This window comes from Actinoplanes sp. NPDC026619, from assembly GCF_040638295.1.
Lineage (GTDB): Bacteria > Actinomycetota > Actinomycetes > Mycobacteriales > Micromonosporaceae > Actinoplanes.
The window spans coordinates 160,937-181,664 of sequence record NZ_JBEZYA010000021.1 but is presented as its reverse complement, the minus strand read 5'-3'; the positions used below and the strand labels follow the sequence as shown (position 1 = coordinate 181,664).

Sequence of the window (20,728 nt, the reverse complement as noted above, 5' to 3'; positions counted from 1 at the left end):
ATTCACCGCATGCGATACGAGGTGAGCACCGACATCGACGCGCCGGTCGAGCTGATCTGGCGCCTGACCACCGAGATCGACGACTGGCCGGCCTTCCTGCCGACCGTGCACTGGCTGCGGCGGCTCGACGAGGGCGAGCTGCGGGTCGGCAGCAGCGCCCGGATCAAGCAGCCCGGCCAGCTCAGCGCGGTCTGGACCGTGACGCGCCTCGACCCGCTGCGCGAGTTCACCTGGGAGACCGGCCGGGCCGGCCTGCGCCTGATCGGCAGCCACCTGCTCGACACGGCCGGCGCGGGCACCCGGCTGACGCTCGCCCTGGAAACCGCCGGCCCGGCCGCGGGGGTGGTGTCGGCGCTGTTCGGCGGCATGATGCGGGGATCGATCAGCCGCGAGACCGAGGGTTTCGCCCGCCAGGCGGTCGCGGTCCGCTAACCGGGCGCGGTGGTGAAGGTGATCCAGGTGTCCGGCGGCCGGCTCTCCGGCACCGGCCCGTCGCGCATGTCCCACCGATCCCCGGCCGCGTCGGCCGCCACCCGCGACCAGAACTTCTCGACGCCCGGGTTGTAGCGCTGAAACGCGATGCTCCACCGGCCGGGCGCCGTCGCGATGGCCAGCGCCGCGGCCGCCCGCCCGACACCGGTGCGCCGCAGCGCCCGGACGACGAAGAACGCGCTGATCGAGGTGCCACCGTCGGGGTCGGGAATCGTCATCACGAAGCCGGCGGTCCGCCCGGCCGCGGTGATCAGCCAGGCGCGGTGCTGCGGGTCGGCGCCGGCCAGGAACCGGTCCAACTGCCGGTCGTTGAACGAGCCGTCATCGTTGGGCAGATGACCGTATGCCTCGGACAGGTCGTACCGGTAGAGCTGCCCGAGGTTGCCGAGCACCGCGCGACGGGTGCGGTCGACGGCGACGAGGGCGACCGGCTCGGACTGCGGGCGGGGCGGAGTGACGGCTTCCCAGGGCACCGAGCCAGCCTCGCATACACGCAACGCGGCCTGCCGTCGGGCGTGGTTCGGACCGGCATCATTCAAGCCCTGAACGAGGGACGGCCAGAATCGCTGAGCCCAGTCGAACCAGGTCTCGTCGGCGGGCGGTGGGGAGGGCAGAAACGAACCGGACAGCTCGTTCGCGTCGGGGACCTCGAACATGTCTCGCCAGGGGTCGAGCTCCGCCTCGGCCATGGGGAACGTCTGCTCCGGCGTGTGTTTCCAGCGGTGCTGAATCCGGCTCCACTGCACCTCGCGTTCCACCGGCAGGTACACGACCTCACATGACGCTCCTACCGAAGCGGCCATCCAGCGCAGGGCGGAGCGCTCATCGCGCGACCAGAGTCCGAAGTCGAGCACGACGCTGACCCCAAGTCGCAGGGCCTCGATGGCCAGTACGACGAGCCGGCCTTCCAGGAGCCACCGCTTGCCGTCGGGCCGCTCCTGGTGACGGTCTTCCTGGCCGAAGAGGGAGAGCGCCCAGTCGTCGGGGGTGAGCCGCAGGGCTCGGCGCTCCGCCGCCAGCTCCCGCGCCCGCCTGGTCTTCCCGGACGCGGGAAGGCCCACCATCAAGAAGAGTGTGGGTGCCTGACTCGCCGTTTCCTTCATCTGGTCCATGGTGCCCGGCACTCGCCTGCGAACGTTCGCCATCTGCCGCAAGGCCAGCCAGGCGGCGGGTCACGGCTCGAGAGCGCTGACATCCGTCACTGACGGTGGTAGAGCAGCAGACTTTCGGTGCGGAGAGTGAGCTGGTATCCGTAGGCCGGCAGCCGGTCGAGGGCGGCGGCCATCGTGACCGAGGCGGCCATGCTGGTGTCCGGCGGGTTGCTGACGGCGACCCACTCGGGACGGACGCCGGCCTGCGGATAGCCGGGAAACAGGTAGACGGTGCAGCGAGAGGTCAGTTGCGGCGCCAGCCGGTTGTCGGCGGCGACGCGGGCGTTGTCCGGGATGTGGGTGAGCTCCGGCCTGGCCGGGGCGTTCGCGCCCCAGTTGTCCGGGTCGAGGAGGCCGCGCAGCGGCAGCGGCTTCAGCAACGTCGCGGCCAGGGCGAACACGCACGCCACGTGGACCACCGCCCGCGCCGGACGGACCGGGCCGAGCGCGTCGAGGAACGCCACGAACACGATGGGCATCAGGACGGCGCTGTATTGGTAGCCCATGCCCCAGTAGAAGGGGTTCGTCGACCAGAACCGCCAGGCCAGCGTCGGCGCCGCGACGAGCAGCAGCGGGGATCGCAGCGCGAGAAACAGCGTCGGGGCGAGCAGCCACGCTAGGGTGTGCAGCTTGACGCCGGGCAGGAGGAGGCGGTGCAGCGGGCCCTGCGTGTCGGGGGCCGCGCTCGCGGCGTACGCATAAATGTGTGTGGGGTTGAGGGCCGGCAGGATCAGGCCGACGATGACGAGGCCCGAGCAGACGGCCACGGCGATCATCGCGGCCCCCAGGCGGCGCCGGCCGCGCAGTGCGATCAGCAGGCCGATGACCGCGACCGTGGCCGGGAGGTCCTCCTTCACCGCGATCAGCGGCAGCGTCCACGCGGCGGCCGCGGTCCAGCGACGTTCCACGAGCGCGGTCAGCCCGAACGCCAGCAGCGGCACGGCGAAGGCCACCTCGTGAAAATCAAAGCCAACGGCCGACTGCAGACCCCAGGACATCCCGTACGCCGTTGCAGCACTCGCCGCGGCGCCGGTGCCCACGATTCGCGTGGCGAGGCGGCTGATCGGTATCGATGACACCGCGATCAGCGCGGCTTGGGCGACGAGCAGCGTGATGGGGCTGGCAAACAGCCGGTAGAGCGGGGCGAGCAGCGCGAGGATCGGGTGGAAGTGGTCGCCGAGCAGGTTGAAGCCGGGCGCTTTGATCGTCGACTCGGGCGCGCCGAGGTGGGCGTAGCCGCGTACCGCCTGCTCGAAGATGCCGAGGTCGTAACCGCTGGTCTGCAGGCGCAGATGCCGGCGTATCGACCATGCCGCGTAAAGGACGAACAGCACGGCGGCCAGCAGGTACGGCGCCGGGGCGGTGACCCGCGCGGGCGTGACGGGGGAACGGACAGCGGTTGCGGACATGCGGCGAGATTCGGGGGCCGCGGCTGAACCGCCACTGAAGCGAGCTGAAGAAGCTTCAGATTGCCGGCAGCTCGGCCACGAAGCAGGCGCCGCCGGTCGAGTCGGCCACGTGGAGGCGGCCGCCGTGGCGTTCCGCGATGTCGCGGGCGATGGCCAGGCCGAGTCCGGCGCCGCCGTGGCCCCGGTCGCGGGCCTCGCCGATGCGCGCGAACCGTTCGAAGATCCGTTCCCGGTCGGCGGCCGGAATGCCGGGGCCGTCGTCGCGGACCTCCGCCCGTACGACGTCCGGCGCCGGCTTCGTGACCGTCACGACGACACGCTCCTGCGCGAACCGGGAAGCGTTGTCGAGGAGGTTCCGCAGCAGCCGGGCCAGTTCCTCCTCGCGCCCGAGCACCAGTGCGGGATCCGGCGCCACCACGGTGAAGCGCTCGTCCGGCGGCACCCGGTAGCGCCGTTCGCCGGCCAGTTCCTCGGCGACCGCGGCGACGTCGACCGGCTTCCCGGTTGCCGGCGCCGTGCGTTCCAGGCGGGCGAGCAGCAGCAGGTCCTCGGTGAGCAGCTGCAGCCGCTCGGTGCCGGTGCGCAGCACCTCCGGGTCGACGGCGCCACCGTGCGTGGCCGCGACCTCGATGGTGTTGCGCAGGCCGGCGAGGGGGCTGCGCAGCTCGTGCGCCGCGTCGGCGACGAACCGGCGCTGCCGCTCGGCCGCGTCGGCGAGCCGGTCGAGGGTCGCGTTCATGGTGGCGGCCAGCCGGGCGATCTCGTCGCCGGTGCGTGGCTGGGGCACCCGGCTGCTCATGTCGGCGGCGGTGATGCGCGCCAGTTCGGCCCGCATCCGCTCGACCGGGCGCAGCGCGCGCCGGGCGGCCCACCAGGCGACCGCGGCGACGAACAGCACGGCGGCGGGGAGACCGCGGCGGAGCCAGTGGTCGACCGGGGCCACGGCGGCCTCCGCGTCGAGCGGAGAGATGAGCATGTACACGGTCGTCCTGAGGTCCTCGGTACTCGACGGACCGACATAGCTCACCAGAGTGACCTCGCGACCGTCGAGCTGCCCTTCCGCGCCACTGCGGGCGGGTCGCAGGAGGACGTCGACGCGGTCGAAGAGGAAGTGTGGTGACGTGGCGGGAAAAGTCAGCCCACTCTCCCGTACGTAATAGGCCAGTTGGTTCTGGGCCAGCAGCACTTTGCCCTGGTTGTCGACCACCGCGAAACTGATCCCCATGCCGTAGTAGGGGAACTCGTACCACTTGTCGTACATACAGTGCGCAGGGTCGCTCTCGATGTCGCAGTCCACCGGGCCGCGGGCCAGCGTGCCCCCGTCGGCGTTGACCCTGGCCGCAGTCGTGTCGTAGGTCGAGGCGATGGCGAGGGCCTGCGACCGCGCGGTCGCGATCGACCCCGCCACGCTGTTCTCGTAGATCACCTGGCGCAGCCAGAGCGCCCCGCCGCCGAGGCACAACGCGGCCGCCAGCGCCGCCGCGGCCGCCGCCCGGACCCGAACCGGCAGCTGCGGCCTAGGCACGGGCGTCGACCAGCCGGTAACCGGCGCCGCGGATCGTCTCGATGCTCCGCACGCCGAACGGCACGTCGATGCTGCGGCGCAACGCCCGGATGTAGACCTCGACGATGTTCAGGTCGCCCTCGTAGGCGGCGTCCCACACCTCGTCCAGGATCTCCGCCTTGCTCACCACCGCATTCGCCCGGCGGGCCAGGCAGGCCAGGACCGAGAACTGCTTGGCGGTCAGCGTGATCGGGGTCGGCCCGCGCGAACAGGCCCGCCGCGCCTGGTCGACGACCAGATCACCGACCGTCAGCCGCACCGGCCGCGGCTCACCGCCGCGGCGCAGGAGGGCTCGCACGCGAGCCAGCAGGACGACGTACGAGAACGGCTTCGTCAGGTAGTCGTCCGCCCCGGTGTCCAGGGCCTCCGCCTCGTCGTACTCGCCGTCCTTGGCGGTGAGCATCAGCACCGGTGTGCCCACTCCCAGCTCCCGCAGCCGGGCGCACACCTGGTAGCCGTTCATCCGCGGCAGCATCAGGTCGAGGATCACCGCCTGGTAGCCCTCACTCAGGGCGTGCTCGAGCCCGGTGTGGCCGTCGTGAGTCACATCGACGGTGTAACCCTCCGCGGTCAGGCCGCGACGCAGGGACTCGGCCAGTTCACGCTCGTCTTCCACAATCAGCAGCCGCACCAGGTCATCCTGACAGCACCGGCCCGCACGATCCTGAAACCTGTTTCAGGTTGCCGGCTCTGCCTCCGGCGGCGGCAGGGTCACCGCGACGGTGAGGCCGCCACCGGGGCGGGGACGGGCCTCGACCGTGCCACCGTGGGCGCGGGCCACCGCCCGCACGATCGAAAGGCCCAGCCCGACGCCGCCGTGCGCGCCGGTGCGGTCGCGGCCCAGCCGGCGGAACGGCTCGAAGATGCGCTCGACCGCTTCGGCGGCCACTTGCGGGCCGGTGTTGCCGACCGTCAGTTCGGCCCGGCCGTCCGGGCGGCGGCGGGTGGTCACCCACACCGTGCCGCCCTCGGCCAGGTTGTGGTGCACGCCGTTGCCGACCAGGTTGAGCGCCAATTGCTCGAGCAGCACCGGATCCCCGGCGCTCAGGGCCGGCGACGGCTCGCAGATGATCGACACACCGGCCGCGGTCGCGGCCGGCTCGGTCATGTCGGCCGCGTATTCGGCGATGCCGCCGATGTCGACCGGCACCGCCGCGGCGACGCCGTTCTCCGAGCGGGCCAGGGTCAGCAGGCACTCGATCAGGCGCTCCTGCCGGCCGGCCGAGTCGAGCAGTTGCCGGCCGAGCTCGTGCACGGCGGGCGGCGCCGCGGGCCGGGTCATCGCGGTCTCCAGCAGCGAGCGGTTGACCACCAGCGGGGTGCGCAGCTCGTGCGCCGCGTTCGCGATGAACCGCCGCTGCCCCTCGAAGGCCTGGTCGAGCCGCTCGAGCATGGTGTCGAACGTATCGGCCAATCGCTTGATCTCGTCGGCCGGACCGGCCAGGGCGATCCGCTCGTGCAGGCCCCGGTCGGCCGTCGGGGTGGCGGCGATGCGCCCGGCGGTGGCGGTGATCCGGTCGAGGGGGCGCAGCACCCGGCCGGAGACGATCCAGCCCAGGCCGAACGCGAGCACGCCGACCACGCCGAGCGAGACGGCGCCGCGGTTGACGATCGAGCGCAGCAGCGTCTCCCGGTAGTCGCGGTCGCGGGCCGCGTAGTTCAGGCCGGCCCGGCGCAGCTCGTCCTGGATCCGCTGCGGGCCCTGGGCGGCGTCACCGCTCGGGCTCAGCACCGGGCCGGCGTCGGTGTCGACCCGGATCAGATTCCCGCCGTCGGCCCACGGGCTGCGGTTGAGATTGTGCCGCACCAGCAGGTAGGTGAGGCCGAGCAGGAGCGCGCCGGCGAACACGAACAGCACGGCGTACAGCACGGTCAGGCGTAGCCGGACGGTCCAGCTCCGGGGCCACAAGCGGTTCATGGGATGCGGTACCTCCCGCCCGGGACGGTCTCGATCGGGTTGGGCTCGCCGAGCTTGCGGCGCAGCTTGCGCATGATCACGCGGACCACGCCGGTGAACGGGTCGATGTTCTCGTCCCAGGCCCGATCGAGCAGATCCTCACTGGACAGTGCGGCGCCGCCGGCCCGCATCAGCTCCAGCAGGACCGCGAACTCCTTGGGCGTCAGCGGGATGTAGCGGCCGTCGCGATAGACCTCGCGCCGGGCCGGGTCCATCCGGATGCCGGCCCGCGCAAGCACCGGAGGCAGCGCCGGGCGGGTGCGGCGGCCCAGCGCGTGCACCCGGGCGACCATCTCGACGAACGCGAACGGCTTGGGAAGGTAGTCGTCCGCCCCGAGGGCCAGACCCGCGACCCGGTCGTGCACCTCGGCCGCGGCGGTGAGCATGAGAATGCGGGTGCTGCGCTCGGCGCCGGCCAGGCCACGGCACACCTCGTCCCCGCCGGTGCCGGGCAGGTCGCGGTCGAGCACCACGACGTCGTAGTCGTTGACGGCGAGCCGCTCCAGCGCCTGATCGCCGTCGTGACACACGTCGACCGCGAACGACTCCCGGCGCAACCACTCGGCGATCGCGCTCGCGACCACCCGTTCGTCCTCCACCACGAGCACCCGCACGGTGCGCCGCCTTCCGGGTCGGGCCGATGCTTCACCGCACGTCGATGCGGGCCATCATGCCGGTGTCCTCGTGCTGCAGGTTGTGGCAGTGCAGCAGGTACCGCCCGCGAAAACCTGAGAAACGCACCGCCACGCGTACGTCCTCGCCGAGCCGCACCGTGTCCTTCCATCCTCGCTCGTAGGCCGGCGGCGGTTTGCCGCCCCGATCCAGCACCTGGAACTGCGCCAGGTGGGTGTGCACGGTGTGCTTCTCGCTCCCGTGCAGGGTCCAGACCTCGGTGCGGTCCAGATCGACGGTGTAGAGCGCGTGCCCGGGGTCGAACTTCTGGCCGTCGATGGTCTTGCTGAAGAACGGGATCCGGCGGGTGGGCGCCCCGGCGGGCGGGGGCGGCGGCGCCTCGCCCAGCCTGGCCGGCACCGTACTGTCGTCGGTTGCCTGCCGGGCCACCACGAAGCGCATCACCTCGCCCTGGATGCCGGCGGCGTTGCGGTCGAGCAGCGTCACGGTAGCGCCCGGCGGAAAGGCCGCGAAGTCGAGCACCACCTCGACCCGCTCCCCCTCGCCGAGGATGATCTCGGGGGCCCGCACCGGCGCGGCGAGCAGCCCGCCGTCGGTGGCGATCGCGGTGAACAGGGTTGCGGTGGAGAGCGCCAGCCGGAAGTGGTGCGCGTTCGCCGCGTTCAGCAGGCGAAACCGGTAACGCCGCCGGGCCACCTCCAGCACCGGCCACGGCGCGCCGTTGACCAGCACGATCCCGGTGAGGGTGGCGTCGTTGTCGGTGCTGAACTGCAGTTGCCCGGCCGCGTCCAGCACCCTCGTCGCCAGCGCCAGGGGCACGTCGTACTCGTCGCGCGGCAGCGGTAGCCCGGCGCTCCGGTCGTCATCGATGATGTACATGCCGGCGAGGCCCTGGTAGACGTTGTCGGCGGTGCCGTCCATGGAGTGGTCGTGGTACCAGAGGGTGGCCGCCCGCTGCCGGTTGGGATAGACGTAGTCCCGCGACTGCCCCGGCAGGACCATGTCGGTCGGGTATCCATCGCTTTCCGGTGCCGTGACCCCGCCGTGCAGATGCACCACCGAGTGCGGACCGCCGAGTTGGTTGGTGTGCCGGACCACGGTTTCCCGTCCGCTGCGGACACGAATCGTGGGGCCGGGAAACACCCCGTCGTACCCGAGGATGGCGGTCCGCGTGCCGGGCTGGATCTCGGCCTGGCCCGGCCGCTGGGTGATCTCGTAGTAGTCGGTCGTCGCCGTCGACCGCACCGGCCGCAGCACCAGCGGGATCGGCAGTGGCATCGCGAAGCGCGGCACCGGCTGCGAGCTCTTGGCGGTGGGGGTAGTCGACTGGCAGGCGCCCGCCACGCCGCCGGCGCCGAGGAGCACCAGTCCCCCCAGCACCGTACGGCGGCTGACCGGGCCTTGCTCTGTCACATCGGACACCGGGTCTCCCTCTCTCGCGGTGAGGGGCCAGTCCAGCAGGGCCGGCGTTACCGCCCGGTGCAGGTCACCGCCGCGGCGGCCGTTGGACGGCACCTCGTGGAAGCCGATCACGCGTCGCCGGCGCTGCTCCAGCTTGTTCTTGATGATGTCCATCTGGATCCGGGAGTTCCGGGTGATCCGCTCGGTCATCGCCGCGGTGTCCACCGGGGCGGCGGGCTTCATCCGGAAGTCCTGCACCCAGCGAAGGACGGTGCGGTCCGGCTCGATCGCCGCGTACGTCCAGGTGATGTTCATGAACTCGAACGGGCCGGTCTCGACCCGGCGGGCCCGCACCAGCCGGGCCTGCTCGTCCCACGTGCGGGTGGAGACCCACGACCAGACGTCGCCGTTGTCGTCCGGGTGCATGGTCAGCCGGAAGGTGACCGAGTCGGACGCCTCCTCGAGCACGTCGACAGCGGCGTACTCGGTGAAGAGACCGGGCCAGGTGCGTACGTCGTTGGTCTGCCGCCACACGAAGTCGACCGGAGCGTCGATCTCGACGGTGTTGTCGGTGTGCCCGATCACAACGGGCTCCCGGGGCGCACCACGGCGCCGAGCCGGTTGTTGACGAGGTGTTTCATCCCGGCCGGCGAGAGCTCCGCCACCAGGTCGTCCCCGATGTCGATGCCGAACCGCGTCTTCACGCGGCTGGCGATCTCGACGCGGGCGAGCGAGTCGAGATCGAGGTCTTCGAAGGAGCGGGAGTACTCCGCCGCGCCGAGGGCCTGGTCGGCCCCCACTGCGGCCAGCAGAGCCCGCACGTCCTCGTCGGTGAACACATCGGCTGCCACGGGTCTACCTCCACATTAAGCTGTCGGCTCTCGTCCGGGGACGTTACCGACGGCCGGTGCGCCGGTCTTCCGCCCGCGTGATGAACCGGCGCCCGTCTGCGTGATGAGTCAGACCAGCCCGTTCTCGTACGCGTAGATGACCACCTGCACCCGGTCGCGCACCCCGAGCTTCTGGTAGAGGTGCTGGACGTGCGGTTTCACCGTGCTCTCGCCGAGCACGAGCGAGCGCGCGATGTCGTCGTTGCGGTAACCGCGCACCAACAGGTTGAACACGTCGCGTTCCCGATCCGTGAGACGGGACAACTGCGGCGTCGAAGTCGTGCCGGGCGGCGGGCGGCGGGCGAATTCCTCGATAAGCCGCCGGTTGATCGACGGGGAAAGCAATGCATTACCGGTCGCGGCGGCGCGCACCGCGTCCAACAGTTTCTCGGTCGGCGAATGTAGGAGGCGTTGACGATCTCGTCGTTGTGCCGCAGCAGCCCCTGCTGCAGCTCCTCGACGAAGGTGAACCGCTCCTCGGCGAAGTCGTCGTCCTCGAGCGAGGCCAGCAGGCGCCAGGCCAGCGCGTTGATCAACTCCCCGGTGTTGGTCAGGCCCCGCGAGTACAGCGGGTCGATGAAGCCGGCGGCATGCGACATGAGGCACCACCGATGCCCGACCGTCTTGGTCGAGGTGTACTGCAGCCGGCCGGTCGACACCCACGGGCGAACCGTCCGGGCGTCCCCGAAGATCCGCTCGAGCAGCGGGTACCGGGCCACGTGCTCCATGAACTCCGCCTCCGGAGTCATGTCGTCGGACTTGGGATACCGCCGCTCGTCGAACGTCAGGCCGACGCTGACGAGCGGGTTGATCGAGCGTGGATCGTTGTTGAACGGGATGATCCAGAACCAGCCGCGCTCGATGAGGTGGTGCATGGTGCCGTCGGCCCACGGCACGTGCGCGGAACCGGGGTCCTTGAGGCAGTCGTCGGTGGGCTTCACGTCGAGCATGTGGGTGAACAGCGAGCGCGCGTGATGCTTGAGCGGGTTCGGCTCGGGCCGCAGACCCAGTTCCCGGGCGACCGGCGAGCGGAAACCACTGCCGTCCACCAGGTACCGGGCGGTGATGCGCTCGCCACCGGCGCCGCGGACCGCCACCTGATCGTCGCCGAGCTCCACCTCGGTGACGGCGAAGCCCTGCCGGGCCACGCAGCCGTACCGGATCGCGGTGTGGAACAGGAACGCGTCGCTGTCCTGCCGGAACAGGTGGCTGGTCTGCAGGTGCGGAATCGAGGTCCCGTACTGGTTGGCCTCCAGCGGGTCGGGCTCGCGGCCCTCGTGATGAAGCATGAAGCCGAAGTGCTTCTTGGTGCCCGCGGTCGGGCCCACCTCGGCGAGGCACCGGTCGTAGTTCACCAGGGCCTCGATCTCGGGCACCTGGTAGCGGTCGGCGAGCACCCGGAAGATGTTCAGCGTGTGCGGCGTGGTGGACTCGCCGACCGCGAAGCGCGGATGCACGCCCGCGTCGGCCAGCAGCACATTCGCCCCGTTGCGGGCGAGGATCGTGCCGAGCATCGAGCCCGCGATCCCCGCGCCGAGGATGATGACGTCGTAATCGTCCATGCCCGCACGCTAGGTGCGTGCGAGCGCGCGGTCTTCCACCCGCGGACGCGCCCGGGGGCTCCCCCGGCAGGAGGAGCCCCCGGGCGCCCGGGGGAGGAATCAGGTCGCGGTGAGCGCCACCGTCGGGGACAACCGGGCCGCCCGGATCGCCGGGTAGAGCCCGGCGAGAACCCCGATCAGCAGGGTGGCGCCGAATCCCCCGCCGAAGGCCCAGGCCGGCACGACGGCCGGAAAACCGCGGGTGTACGCGTACCCGACCGTCACCAGCGTGCCGATCAGCGCGCCGGCCACCCCGCCGAGACCCGACAGCAGCAGTGCCTCGGTGAGGAACTGGATGCGCACCTGGCCCCGGGTGGCGCCGAGCGAGCGGCGCAGCCCGATCTCCCGGCGCCGTTCCAGCACCGAGATGACCATGGTGTTCGCCACGCCGACGCCGCCCACCAGCAGCGCCACCCCGCCGAGGCCGAGCAGCAGGCTGGTGAACGCGCCGGCCGCCGCCGCCCGTGCCGCGAGCGCGTCGGAGGGCCGGCTGACCGCGACCTCCTGCGGGTTCGCCGGGTTGGCGGTGCGGGCGAGCACCGCCCGGACGTCCTCGACCGCATCCGTTTCGGACCGCTCGTAGATGGTGGTCGGGTGTCCGTCGAAGTCCAGGTACTTCTCGGCGGCCGGCCAGCCGATCAGCACCGACCGGTCGATCTCGGGCGCGAGCGGCACCGGGTCGAGCACCCCGACCACGGTGAACCAGCGGTCGCCCAGCCACACCTGGTTGCTCGCGGTCAGCAGGCCCAGCCGGTCGGCCGCCGTGGAGCCCAGCACGACGGCGGGGAAGCCCTCATTGGCGGCGCTCAGCCAGGCGCCGCTTACCACCCTGCCCTGCAACGTGTCGAGCAGGTCGAGACTGGTGGCCCGCAGCGAGATACCGCCGGTCTGGGTGGCCGGGATCCGGTCGGTGCGCCGTACCGTGCCGGGGACGATGCCGGTGGCGCTGACCGCCGTCACCGGGCCGATCCGGCGCACCATGTCGACCGACTCCACCGGCAGCTTGGCGTTCGAGCCGAACAGGGTCTGCCCCGGCGTGACCGTCAGCATGTTGGTGCCGAGGCGGTCGAGCTGGGCCAGCAGGTCGGCCTGGCTGGACGACGAGATGCCCACCACGGCGATCATCGTGGCGATGCCGATGGCGATGCCGAGCGACGACAGCAGCACCCGGACCGGGCGGGCCCGCAGCCCGACGGCGCCGACCCGGGCCACGTCGGCGGCGGCGAGCCGGGACGGTGGCAGCTCGGGAAGACCCGGCGGCCGGTCCGCGACACTCGAGTGCCGGCTCATGAGCTTCCTCCGGTGCGCACGTCCTCGACGATCTGCCCGTCCCGCATCCGGACCTGGCGATCGGTCGCGGCCGCCACCTCCATGTCGTGCGTGATGATCACGACCGTGGTGCCCTCGGCGTTCAGGTCACGCAGCAGCCGCAGCACCTCGGCGCCGGACGAGCTGTCCAGGTTGCCGGTCGGCTCGTCCGCGAGGACCAGGGGCGGGTCGCCCACCACCGCCCGCGCCACCGCGACCCGCTGCTGCTCGCCGCCGGACATCTGATGTGGACGGTGGCCGAGGCGGTGGCCGAGACCGACCCGTTCGAGCGCGGCCACCGCCCGTTCCCGTCGCCGGCGCGCCGGCAGGCCGGTGTAGAGCAGGCCGTCCGCGACGTTGTCCACCGCCGGGATGCCGAACGACAGGTGGAACTGCTGGAAGACGAACCCGATCCGGTGTGCCCGCAGCGCCGACAACTCCCGGTCCTTCAGCGTGCTCACGTCGTACCCGGCAATGCGCACCTCCCCCGAGGTGGGCCGATCAAGCGTGCCGACGATGTGCAGCATCGTCGTCTTGCCCGAGCCGGACGGCCCGATGATCGAAGCCAGCTCGCCGCGCCGGATGCGCAGGTCGATCTCGCGCAACGCGCGCACCCCTCCGGGATAGACCTTGGTCACCTCGTGCAGGTCCACCACGGCTTCGGCGGCCAGGTCGACCACCGGCGCGAGCCGCTCGCCGGTCACCTCGACGGCTCTCATGTCCGCGGCACCCCGACCTTCATGCCCGCGGCGACGCCGCCGCCGCTGACCTCCACCCGGCCGCCGGCGAACATGCCGACCTCGACCGCGATGATCCGGGTGGCGGCACCCTCGACGACCTGCAGGCCGTAGCCGCCCTCCTTCAGCGCGAGCAGCGCCTCGATCGGCACGGACAGCACGTTCTTGTGTGTCTCGCTCTGCATGGTGACGCTCACCGGCGCCTGGTCGAGGCTGCCCACCTTCTTCGGGTCGTCGAGGGTCACCTCGACCGTGATCGTGGGTGTCGCCGTGGAGGTGCTGTTGCCGCTGGAGGCGGGCGCGGTGGCGACCGTACCCACCTTGGAGATCTTGCCCTTGGTCATCGAGTTGTCCGGCAGTTCGATGCTCACCGCGGCGCCGGTCCGGGCGATCTCCTGGTCGACGACGTCCAGCGGAACGGTCACCAGCCGGCTCTGGTCGTTGACGTCCAGGATGGCCTTGCCCGCCGCGACCTTGTCGCCGACGGCCGCCTTCACCTCGCGCACCCGCAACTGGCCGGGCCGGAACAGGATCTGCGCGGAGTCGACCGCGCCGGTCTGGTCCAGCCCGTGGTCGGCCTGCCACCGGCTCACCGCGTCGGCGGTGGCCGAGGTGTAGTCGTCGTCCACGGTGAAACCGGTGTAGCCGAGCTTCGCCAGGTCGGCCTCCAACTGGCGCACGTCCGGGCCGTCGGCGGCGGAGGTGTCCAGCGTCCGGTACATCGGGGTGTTGCCGTACATCAAGGTGACCGGCTTGCGGTCGACGGCATAGAGCGCCTTGCCCTGCGTCAGCGTCGCACCGGGCGCCGGCGCCCAGGTCAGCGTGCCGCTGAGCCCGGAGACCAGAGTGCGCTCGCCGGCGTAGCCCAGCGTGCCGGAAACGGTCTTGGTGTCCACCAGGTCGCCGCGCTCGACGTCGGCGGTGGCCGGGATCCGCGGGGTCTCCTGTCCGGACGCCGAGGCCGAGTCGTCCACGACGAACCAGGCCGCCGTGCCCGCGCCGGCCAGCACCAGCACCGTGACGCCGGAAACCACGATCCAGCGCCTCACGACCCGCTCCCCGGGCCACCCTTCGGGCCGACATCGCGGCAGGCGTCCTGAGCGGTCTTGAAGTTCGGCGCGTTCCGGTCGATCTTGGTGGGGAAGCTGATCTCGCCGCTCTCGTCGATCTGCGGGTCGGGCATCGGGTAGCCGTTGTCCCGCATACACTTGGCCAGCTTGAGGAACGCCTCGAGCTTGTCGGAGTCGGTGGCCTTGCCGGTCGTGCCGGTCACGTACGGCTGGCACTTCTTCAACGCGGCCTGGAGCTTTTCCTGGGAGACCGCGGAACCGTCGGTGGACAGCGCCTGCCCGTCGGTGTTCGGATCGCTGACCTGCAGGCCCTCGCCGCGCATGCATTCGGCCCACTTGGCCAGATCACGGCTGGGCGCCACGGACGGGGCGGCGCTGCTGTTCTCCTGGCCCCCCGCGCTCGCCACCCCGTCGTCCGAGTCCTTCGACGAGGAACAGCCGGCCAATACGAACAGTGCCAGCACTCCCGCCGCGATGCGTAGTTTCGTCATGCCGGGAAGCCTGGCTCCGGAAGCTGACCGGTACGCCGCCCACCGGCCGAAAGTCCGCCCACCGTCAGGCGGCCAGCGGCAGCTCGATCCGGAACGTGCAGCCGGCGCCCGGCGCGGTGTGCAGCCGCACGGTGCCGCCGTGCGCGGCCACCAGGGCCGCCACGATGGCCAGGCCGAGGCCGCTGCCGCCGCTGTCGCGGGAGCGTGCCGGGTCGGCCCGGTAGAACCGCTCGAACGCCCGGTCCGCCTGCTCCTCGCTCAGTCCCGGCCCTTTGTCGGCCACCTCGACCACGGCCGAGCCGCCGGTCGCCGAGAGCAGCACGGTGACCGGGGTGCCGGCCGGGGTGTGCGTCACCGCGTTGGTCAGCAGGTTGCCGATGACCTGGCGCAGCCGGCCCGGGTCGCCGGTCACGTGGTACGCCGCGTCGGCCCGCACCTCGAGGGCGATCTCCCGGTCCGGGGCCAGCACGCGCGCCTCGGTGACCGCGTCGGCCACCAGGTCGAGCAGGTCGACGACCTTGCGTTCCAGTGGCCGTGGCTGGTCGAGCCGGGCCAGCAGGAGCAGGTCGTCGACCAGCACGCTCATCCGGCCGGCCACCCCGTCGATGCGGCCGATCACCTCGGTCAGCTCGGCCTTCTCCCGCTCCCCCTGCCCGGCGAACTGGGCGAAGCCGCGGATCGCGGTCAGCGGGGTGCGCAGCTCGTGACCCGCGTCGGCCACGAACCGGCGCATGTTCGCCTCGGAGGCGGTCCGCACCCGGAACGCCGCCTCGATCTGGGTGAGCATCCCGTTGAGCGCGGCCGCGAGGCGGCCGACCTCGGTGCGCGGGTTGCGGTCGGGCACGCGTTCGGACAGCCGGCCGGCCGCGATCGCCTCGGCCGTCTCCTCGATGCGCACCAGCGGCTGCAGGCTCCGCCGGACGATGACCACGCCCGCCACGGTCAGGATCAGCAGCACCACCGCGCCGATGACGAGATCGGCGGCGCCCAGCCGCCGGACGATGCCGTTCACGTCGGCGAGGCTCTGGCCCACCGCGAGCGTGCGGCCGCCGCCGACCGGCAGCAGGATCACCCGCCAGGAGCCGGCCGTGAACGGCCGGTCCAGGCTGCGGCCGAGCACCGGGAAACTGGGCCGGGCGGTGGCGTCGTCCGGGAAGGACTCGGTCATCGTGCCGTCGCTCTGATAGATCTGGAACAGCACGTCGCGCGGTATGCGCTGGCCCATCTTCCCGGGGTCGAACGGCTGGCCCGCGGCGACATCCGCGCGCAGGCCGGTGGCCATCTTGTGGAGCTGGTCGTCGGTGCGGTCGACCAGATAGTCGCGCAGCGCGTAGACCCCGGCCGCGCCGGCCGAGGTGAGCCCGGCCGTGACCAGCGCGAGCACCGCCAGCACGAGCCGGGTGCGCAGCGTCATCCGGGCAGCCGGAGAAGGTAGCCGACGCCGCGCCGGGTGTGGATCAACGGCGGCTGGGCGGTGTCGACCTTGCGGCGCAGGGCCGCCACGTACTTCTCCACGATGCCCGAGTCGCCACGGAAGTCGTACTGCCAGACGTGGTCGAGGATCTGCGACTTGGAGAGCACCCGGCCGACATTGGTCATGAAGTAGCGCAGCAGCCGGAACTCGGTGGGCGACAACTCGATCAGCCGGCCCGCCCGGCGCACTTCCTGGGCGTCCTCGTCGAGCTCGATGTCGGCGACCTGGAGCCGGGTGGGTGCGCCGCCCGCACCGTTGTGCATGCGGCGCAGCACCGCCCGGATGCGGGCGACCACCTCGTCGAGGTTGAACGGCTTGGTGACGTAGTCGTCGCCGCCGATCGTGAGCCCGCGGATGCGGTCCTCCACACCGTCGCGCGCGGTCAGGAACAGCACCGGGATGCGGCTGCCGCCGGAGCGCAACCGGGACACGACCTCGAAGCCGTCCATGTCGGGCAGCATCACGTCGAGCACCACCAGGTCGGGCGGCTGGCGCAGCGCCGCCTGCACGGCCAGTTGCCCGCGTTCGACGCTGACCACGTCGAAGCCCGCGTATCGCAGGCTTCCGGCCAGCAACTCGCGGATGTTGGGCTCGTCCTCCACCACCAGAAGTCGGGCTTCGGCCACTTTGTACCCCCGAAAGACAGCTTTCGGCCAGTCTGTCACTCGACGCTGACCGGAAGCTGACCTGAATCTGACCGTCGGCCGACCGCTCAGCCGTGTCCCTCGTCCATGATGTGCATCATTTCGGTGGGCAGGACCACGAACGGGCGGATCATGTGCGGCTCGTGTTCCAGCGCGTGACAGTGATAGACGGAGGCGCCGACCGTGTCGAACTCGGCGGCCACCGTGACCATCTCGCCCATCGGCGGGCTGACGATGTGCCCGGCCACCCGCACCACGTCCTTCCAGCCGTTCTCGTGCGGCTCGACGGCCGCGTCCGAGGTGTAGTAGAGCGGCTGGCCCTTGCGGGTGCCGCGGGTCGGCCGGTTCCAGCCGTCCACCCGGAAGTACTCGCGGCCCAGCACCTGGAAGCGGCACATGTGAATGTGCATCGGGTGTGGCGGGCCGCTGATGTTGAGGAAGCGCCAGACCTCCATGTCGCCCTTGGGGATGACGATCGTGGTGCCGTCGTACTCCCGATAGGCCACCCGCTTGAGGGTGATCGCCCGGCCGCTCTTGTCGGTCAGCTGGATGATGCCGTCGGTGCCCTGGTCGGCGACGGTGACGGTGGCCGGGTCGACCTCCACCATCTCCCACAGCTCCGGGTCCTTCGGCGCGGTGGGCGTGGTGAGCACGATCCATCGCGTGGTGGCGCCGGCCGGCACGTCGGCCGCGGTCAGCCGGGTGAAGCTGGCGGCCAGTTTGCCGGGCAGCGCGAACCGGTCGGTGCCGCCCGCGCTCGCCACCCGGAACTGCATGATGTCCGGCTCCAGCAGGTCGTTCTCCTTGTCCTGCTGACCGGGCGCGACCTCGGGCCGGGTGTTGATCAGCTTCAGCGTGCGCCCGGCGAAGGCCTTGAAGTCGACCAGCACATCCACCCGTTCGGCCGGGGACAGCGTGATCGCCCCGTCGGCGTCGGCCGGCATCGGCTTGTCGAACAGGCCCTGGTCGGTGCCGATCACCTTGAGCATCCCCGGCACGACCTGGCCCGCGTCGTCCAGCACCATCAGCCGGTACGCCCGGCCGTTGCAGGAGTTCAGCATGCGGAAGCGGTACCAGCGTGGCTCGACCGTGAGGTACGGCCAGATCACGCCGTTCACCAGGCTGTACGGGCCGGCGAACGGGCGGGCCACCTTCTTCGGGCTGACCAGCTCGATCTTGTGCAGCATCTGCCCGGTCAGCGCGCCAGCGGCGTCGGTGTCCAGGTTGCGGTCGGTCAGCACCAGCGGGATCTCGTACTCGCCCGACGGCAGCCGCAGGGCCCGCTCCTCCGGATCGCGGATCAGGTACATGCCGGCCAGGCCGGCCATCATCGTCCATCGGGTCAGGTGCATCGCGTGGTCGTGGTACCAGAGCGCGGTGGCCCGTTGCGGGTTGACGAACGGGGTGAGCTGCGTCCGACCGGGCGCGATCACGTCCTCCATCCGCCCGTCGGTGCCGCCGCCGTTGAACCCGCCGTGCAGGTGGACCGCGGTCCACGGCGGCAGCATCGCCACCATCTCGTCGGGTGGGACGCCGTCCCGGCCGGGATAGTTGGTGCGCGGGTCGACGGCCCGGCCGGGGTCGGTCTCCTGATAGCTCATGGCGACCACCGGCATCATGCCGTGCAGTTCGTTCTCCCAGCTCACCCGGATCGGCTGGTTGCGCTCCACCTCGATGGTGGGCCCCGGGAAGGCGCCCTCGTACGTCCACAGCGTGGTCGGCGGCAGCTGCGGATGCAGCCGGCGCCGGACCACCCGCATCCGCACGGTCAGCTCCGGCCGGGCGCCTCTCGCCCGGAGCACCGGGGGGATCGGCAGCCGCTGCGCGAACTTGGTGAGGACCAGAATCGGGTCGATGGGCGGTTCGGCGGCGCCGGCGGTGGCCGCGGCGGGCCGCGCGAGCGGCCCGCCGAGCACGACGCCGGCGCCGGTGACAGCGGCCGCCTTCATGACGGTCCGCCGGCTGAGTCCCGTACTTTCGTCAGTCACCGCGCCAGATTAGGTTTCCGGCGAGCCGCGGTCTTCCGCCGCGATGAGGAGGCTCTCCTACCGGCGGAGGACAGTCAGCGGTTCCCGCCCGGGCCGCCCGCGGGCATCAGGTCCTCGCACGCGTCGTCCGCCGGCTTCCACTTCGGATCGTCGCGGTTCACCTTGCCGCCGAAGGAGAAGCCGTCGGCGTCGGTGCTCGGGTCGGGCATCGGGAAGCCGTGCTCGCGCATGCATTTCGCGTACGCCTGCAGGGCCGGCATCATCGACGCGAAGTTCGGCGCCCCTCGGCCTCCGCCGCTCGGGGTGGCACCGGCCGACGGGACCGCGCCGAGGTCGTGCGAGTGAGTGGCCAGGGGCTGGGTCGGCGCGACGGCCGGGGTGTCGTTCGCGCACCCGGCGAGCGCCAGGAGCAGGCCGGCCGCGGCCAGGATGGCAGGACGTTTCCGCATGTCAGTCCGTTCGGTAGAGGGCGGGTCTTCACCATCGCCGGGAAAGCCGACGCCTCCGTCACCGGCAACCGAAAGAACCCCGAAAGGCGGTCACTGGACCGCGGTCGCCCAGTCGTCGGCGCCGGGCACCAGCGAGCGGTAGGCGCCGCCGTAGTAGATGAGCGGATCAGCGTCCGCGTACGGGCTCAGCACCGCCCGCTCGACCCGGCCCAGCACGATGTCGTGGTCGCCGGCCGGGACGGTGCGCTCGCCGAGGCACTCCAGCACGGCGAGCACCCCTTCGTCGAGCAGCGGCACGCCCTGCCGGCCCGCGCCGACCCGCACGCCCCCGAAACGGTCGAGGCCGGGCCGGGCGAAACGGCGGGACAGTGGCAGCCGGGCCTGCGCGAGGATGTGCACCGCGAACGCCTGCGCGCCGGCGAACACGGGGTGCAGCTGGGAGGCGCGGTTGACACAGAACAGCACGAGCGGCGGGTCCAGTGACACGGCGGAGAAGGAGTTCACCGTCATGCCCACCGCCTGGCCGTCGTCGGTGGCCGCGGTCACCACGGCCACACCGGTGGCGAAGCGGGCCAGGACCGTACGGAATTCGCGGGGGTTGCCCGGATCAAAGACCCGCACACCGCTCACGTCGCGCGCCCCAGGCGCCGGGCGACCGACCCGCGGATCATCCGCCGGATCCGGTCCCGCTCCTCGCGGTGGAACGTGTCACGGTCGTTGCCGCGCGGGAACGGCCGGTCCGGCACCGGCACGCCGAGGAAGTCGCACAGCGGCTCCCACCCCTCGGTGACCCGGTACGTCAGCAGCCGGTCGGCCGGCACGGTCGCCTGCACCTCCGCGTTGTGCCGGCGGAAGACCTCGACGGCGTGCCGCCGGTCGGACAACCGGCCGTCGAAGACCCGTCGCATCACCGCCTCGTCGGTCATCCGGGCGAACGCGCCCAGCTCCGGGCTCACCGAGGTGATGAACCGGTAGCCGAGCCGGCCGATCGGGTGTTGCCGCCGCCGCTCGTTCGCCATCGCCTTGGCGAAGATGGTCTCGATGGCGCTGTCGTACCACTGTTCCGGGTCGCGCACCGTGAGGATCACCTTGGCGCCCGGGTAGCGGTCGACCAGCTCACGCCAGAACGCGGCGGTCGGGAAGTCCAGGGCGCTGCGGTAACCGGCGAAGGCGGCGTCCCAGTCGGCCGGGCGGCCCTCGGCCGCGTCCAGCCAGGGCCCGATCAGCGCCGGGTCCTGCATCAGATCGAACATGTGGTGGCAGGGCCCGAGGCCGACCACGTCCAGCGCCTCCTTGAGGGAGGTGGTGCCGGTGCGGCCGAACCCGGCGCCGATGACCTCGAGCTTTGTCGTCATGCGGCCGACGATAGGTGCGGTCGCCGGGCCGGGTCTTCCACCGCCGTGATGACCGCCGGCCTCCCACCGGGGGGTGAGCGCCGGGCCAAGGTGGGACACCCGGGAACCGGATCG

The 20,728-nt window shown here is 71.6% G+C and carries 21 protein-coding genes; 1 reads left to right on the top strand and 20 read right to left on the bottom strand.

The genetic code is table 11. From position 1 onward, the window contains the following. The first annotated feature begins 9 nt into the window (after positions 1–9). Positions 10–432, top strand: a complete 423-nt coding sequence (locus AB0E90_RS36735) for an SRPBCC family protein (RefSeq protein WP_360416217.1) — start codon at positions 10–12, stop codon at positions 430–432. Here AB0E90_RS36735 and AB0E90_RS36730 read toward each other — a convergent pair. The 20 genes from AB0E90_RS36730 to AB0E90_RS36635 all read right to left on the bottom strand — a co-directional run bounded on the left by AB0E90_RS36730 (position 429) and on the right by AB0E90_RS36635 (position 20,614). Next, positions 429–1,595 carry a GNAT family N-acetyltransferase gene (locus AB0E90_RS36730; RefSeq protein WP_360416215.1) on the bottom strand — a complete coding sequence of 389 codons (1,167 nt, stop codon included), beginning with the start codon at positions 1,593–1,595 and terminating at the stop codon, positions 429–431. The genes AB0E90_RS36735 and AB0E90_RS36730 overlap by 4 nt on opposite strands. 95 nt (positions 1,596–1,690) lie before the next feature. Next, positions 1,691–3,052, bottom strand: coding sequence for a DUF2079 domain-containing protein (locus AB0E90_RS36725; protein WP_360416213.1), 1,362 nt, complete (start codon positions 3,050–3,052; stop codon positions 1,691–1,693). A gap of 55 nt (positions 3,053–3,107) precedes the next feature. Further along, complete coding sequence (locus tag AB0E90_RS36720) at positions 3,108–4,577, bottom strand: HAMP domain-containing sensor histidine kinase (protein WP_360416211.1); 1,470 nt, start codon at positions 4,575–4,577, stop codon at positions 3,108–3,110. Then, positions 4,570–5,247 carry a response regulator transcription factor gene (locus AB0E90_RS36715; protein ID WP_360416209.1) on the bottom strand — a complete coding sequence of 226 codons (678 nt, stop codon included), beginning with the start codon at positions 5,245–5,247 and terminating at the stop codon, positions 4,570–4,572. The genes AB0E90_RS36720 and AB0E90_RS36715 overlap by 8 nt, the downstream gene beginning before the upstream one ends. 45 nt (positions 5,248–5,292) lie before the next feature. Then, the gene (locus tag AB0E90_RS36710; protein ID WP_360416207.1) at positions 5,293–6,534 is read right to left on the bottom strand and encodes a HAMP domain-containing sensor histidine kinase; all 1,242 of its coding nucleotides are present in this window, start codon (positions 6,532–6,534) and stop codon (positions 5,293–5,295) included. Further along, a complete protein-coding gene (locus AB0E90_RS36705) occupies positions 6,531–7,187 on the bottom strand; it encodes a response regulator transcription factor (protein WP_360416205.1) in 657 nt (218 codons plus the stop codon). Before AB0E90_RS36705 ends, AB0E90_RS36710 begins: the two co-directional genes overlap by 4 nt. A gap of 31 nt (positions 7,188–7,218) precedes the next feature. Then, complete coding sequence (locus tag AB0E90_RS36700) at positions 7,219–9,192, bottom strand: multicopper oxidase domain-containing protein (protein ID WP_360416203.1); 1,974 nt, start codon at positions 9,190–9,192, stop codon at positions 7,219–7,221. Then, positions 9,189–9,458: an acyl carrier protein gene (locus AB0E90_RS36695; protein ID WP_360416201.1), complete on the bottom strand. Its 270-nt coding sequence runs from the start codon at positions 9,456–9,458 to the stop codon at positions 9,189–9,191. The genes AB0E90_RS36700 and AB0E90_RS36695 overlap by 4 nt, the downstream gene beginning before the upstream one ends. A 108-nt stretch (positions 9,459–9,566) precedes the next feature. Next, on the bottom strand, positions 9,567–9,716 hold the full coding sequence (locus AB0E90_RS36690; RefSeq protein ID WP_360416281.1) for a LuxR C-terminal-related transcriptional regulator: 150 nt from the start codon (positions 9,714–9,716) through the stop codon (positions 9,567–9,569). Beyond that, positions 9,656–11,059 carry an NAD(P)/FAD-dependent oxidoreductase gene (locus AB0E90_RS36685; RefSeq protein ID WP_360416199.1) on the bottom strand — a complete coding sequence of 468 codons (1,404 nt, stop codon included), beginning with the start codon at positions 11,057–11,059 and terminating at the stop codon, positions 9,656–9,658. Before AB0E90_RS36685 ends, AB0E90_RS36690 begins: the two co-directional genes overlap by 61 nt. Positions 11,060–11,158: 99 nt before the next feature. Next, the gene (locus tag AB0E90_RS36680) at positions 11,159–12,388 is read right to left on the bottom strand and encodes an ABC transporter permease (protein ID WP_360416197.1); all 1,230 of its coding nucleotides are present in this window, start codon (positions 12,386–12,388) and stop codon (positions 11,159–11,161) included. Further along, on the bottom strand, positions 12,385–13,062 hold the full coding sequence (locus AB0E90_RS36675; protein WP_360416279.1) for an ABC transporter ATP-binding protein: 678 nt from the start codon (positions 13,060–13,062) through the stop codon (positions 12,385–12,387). The genes AB0E90_RS36680 and AB0E90_RS36675 overlap by 4 nt, the downstream gene beginning before the upstream one ends. Positions 13,063–13,121: 59 nt before the next feature. Further along, the gene (locus AB0E90_RS36670; RefSeq protein WP_360416195.1) at positions 13,122–14,192 is read right to left on the bottom strand and encodes a peptidoglycan-binding protein; all 1,071 of its coding nucleotides are present in this window, start codon (positions 14,190–14,192) and stop codon (positions 13,122–13,124) included. Next, entirely contained in the window at positions 14,189–14,704 is a 516-nt protein-coding gene (locus AB0E90_RS36665; protein ID WP_360416193.1) for a hypothetical protein, read from the bottom strand. The genes AB0E90_RS36670 and AB0E90_RS36665 overlap by 4 nt, the downstream gene beginning before the upstream one ends. Before the next feature lie 64 nt (positions 14,705–14,768). Continuing rightward, positions 14,769–16,118 carry a HAMP domain-containing sensor histidine kinase gene (locus tag AB0E90_RS36660; RefSeq protein WP_360416191.1) on the bottom strand — a complete coding sequence of 450 codons (1,350 nt, stop codon included), beginning with the start codon at positions 16,116–16,118 and terminating at the stop codon, positions 14,769–14,771. After that, a complete protein-coding gene (locus tag AB0E90_RS36655) occupies positions 16,115–16,804 on the bottom strand; it encodes a response regulator transcription factor (protein ID WP_360416189.1) in 690 nt (229 codons plus the stop codon). The genes AB0E90_RS36660 and AB0E90_RS36655 overlap by 4 nt, the downstream gene beginning before the upstream one ends. Before the next feature lie 86 nt (positions 16,805–16,890). After that, positions 16,891–18,810 (bottom strand): multicopper oxidase domain-containing protein, encoded by a 1,920-nt coding sequence (locus tag AB0E90_RS36650; protein ID WP_360416187.1) that lies wholly within the window; start codon positions 18,808–18,810, stop codon positions 16,891–16,893. Between the two features lie 74 nt (positions 18,811–18,884). Continuing rightward, complete coding sequence (locus AB0E90_RS36645) at positions 18,885–19,259, bottom strand: hypothetical protein (RefSeq protein ID WP_360416185.1); 375 nt, start codon at positions 19,257–19,259, stop codon at positions 18,885–18,887. Between the two features lie 90 nt (positions 19,260–19,349). Then, the gene (locus AB0E90_RS36640) at positions 19,350–19,889 is read right to left on the bottom strand and encodes a flavin reductase family protein (protein ID WP_360416182.1); all 540 of its coding nucleotides are present in this window, start codon (positions 19,887–19,889) and stop codon (positions 19,350–19,352) included. Then, positions 19,886–20,614, bottom strand: a complete 729-nt coding sequence (locus AB0E90_RS36635; protein WP_360416180.1) for a sulfotransferase family protein — start codon at positions 20,612–20,614, stop codon at positions 19,886–19,888. Before AB0E90_RS36635 ends, AB0E90_RS36640 begins: the two co-directional genes overlap by 4 nt. Positions 20,615–20,728 lie beyond the last annotated feature (114 nt).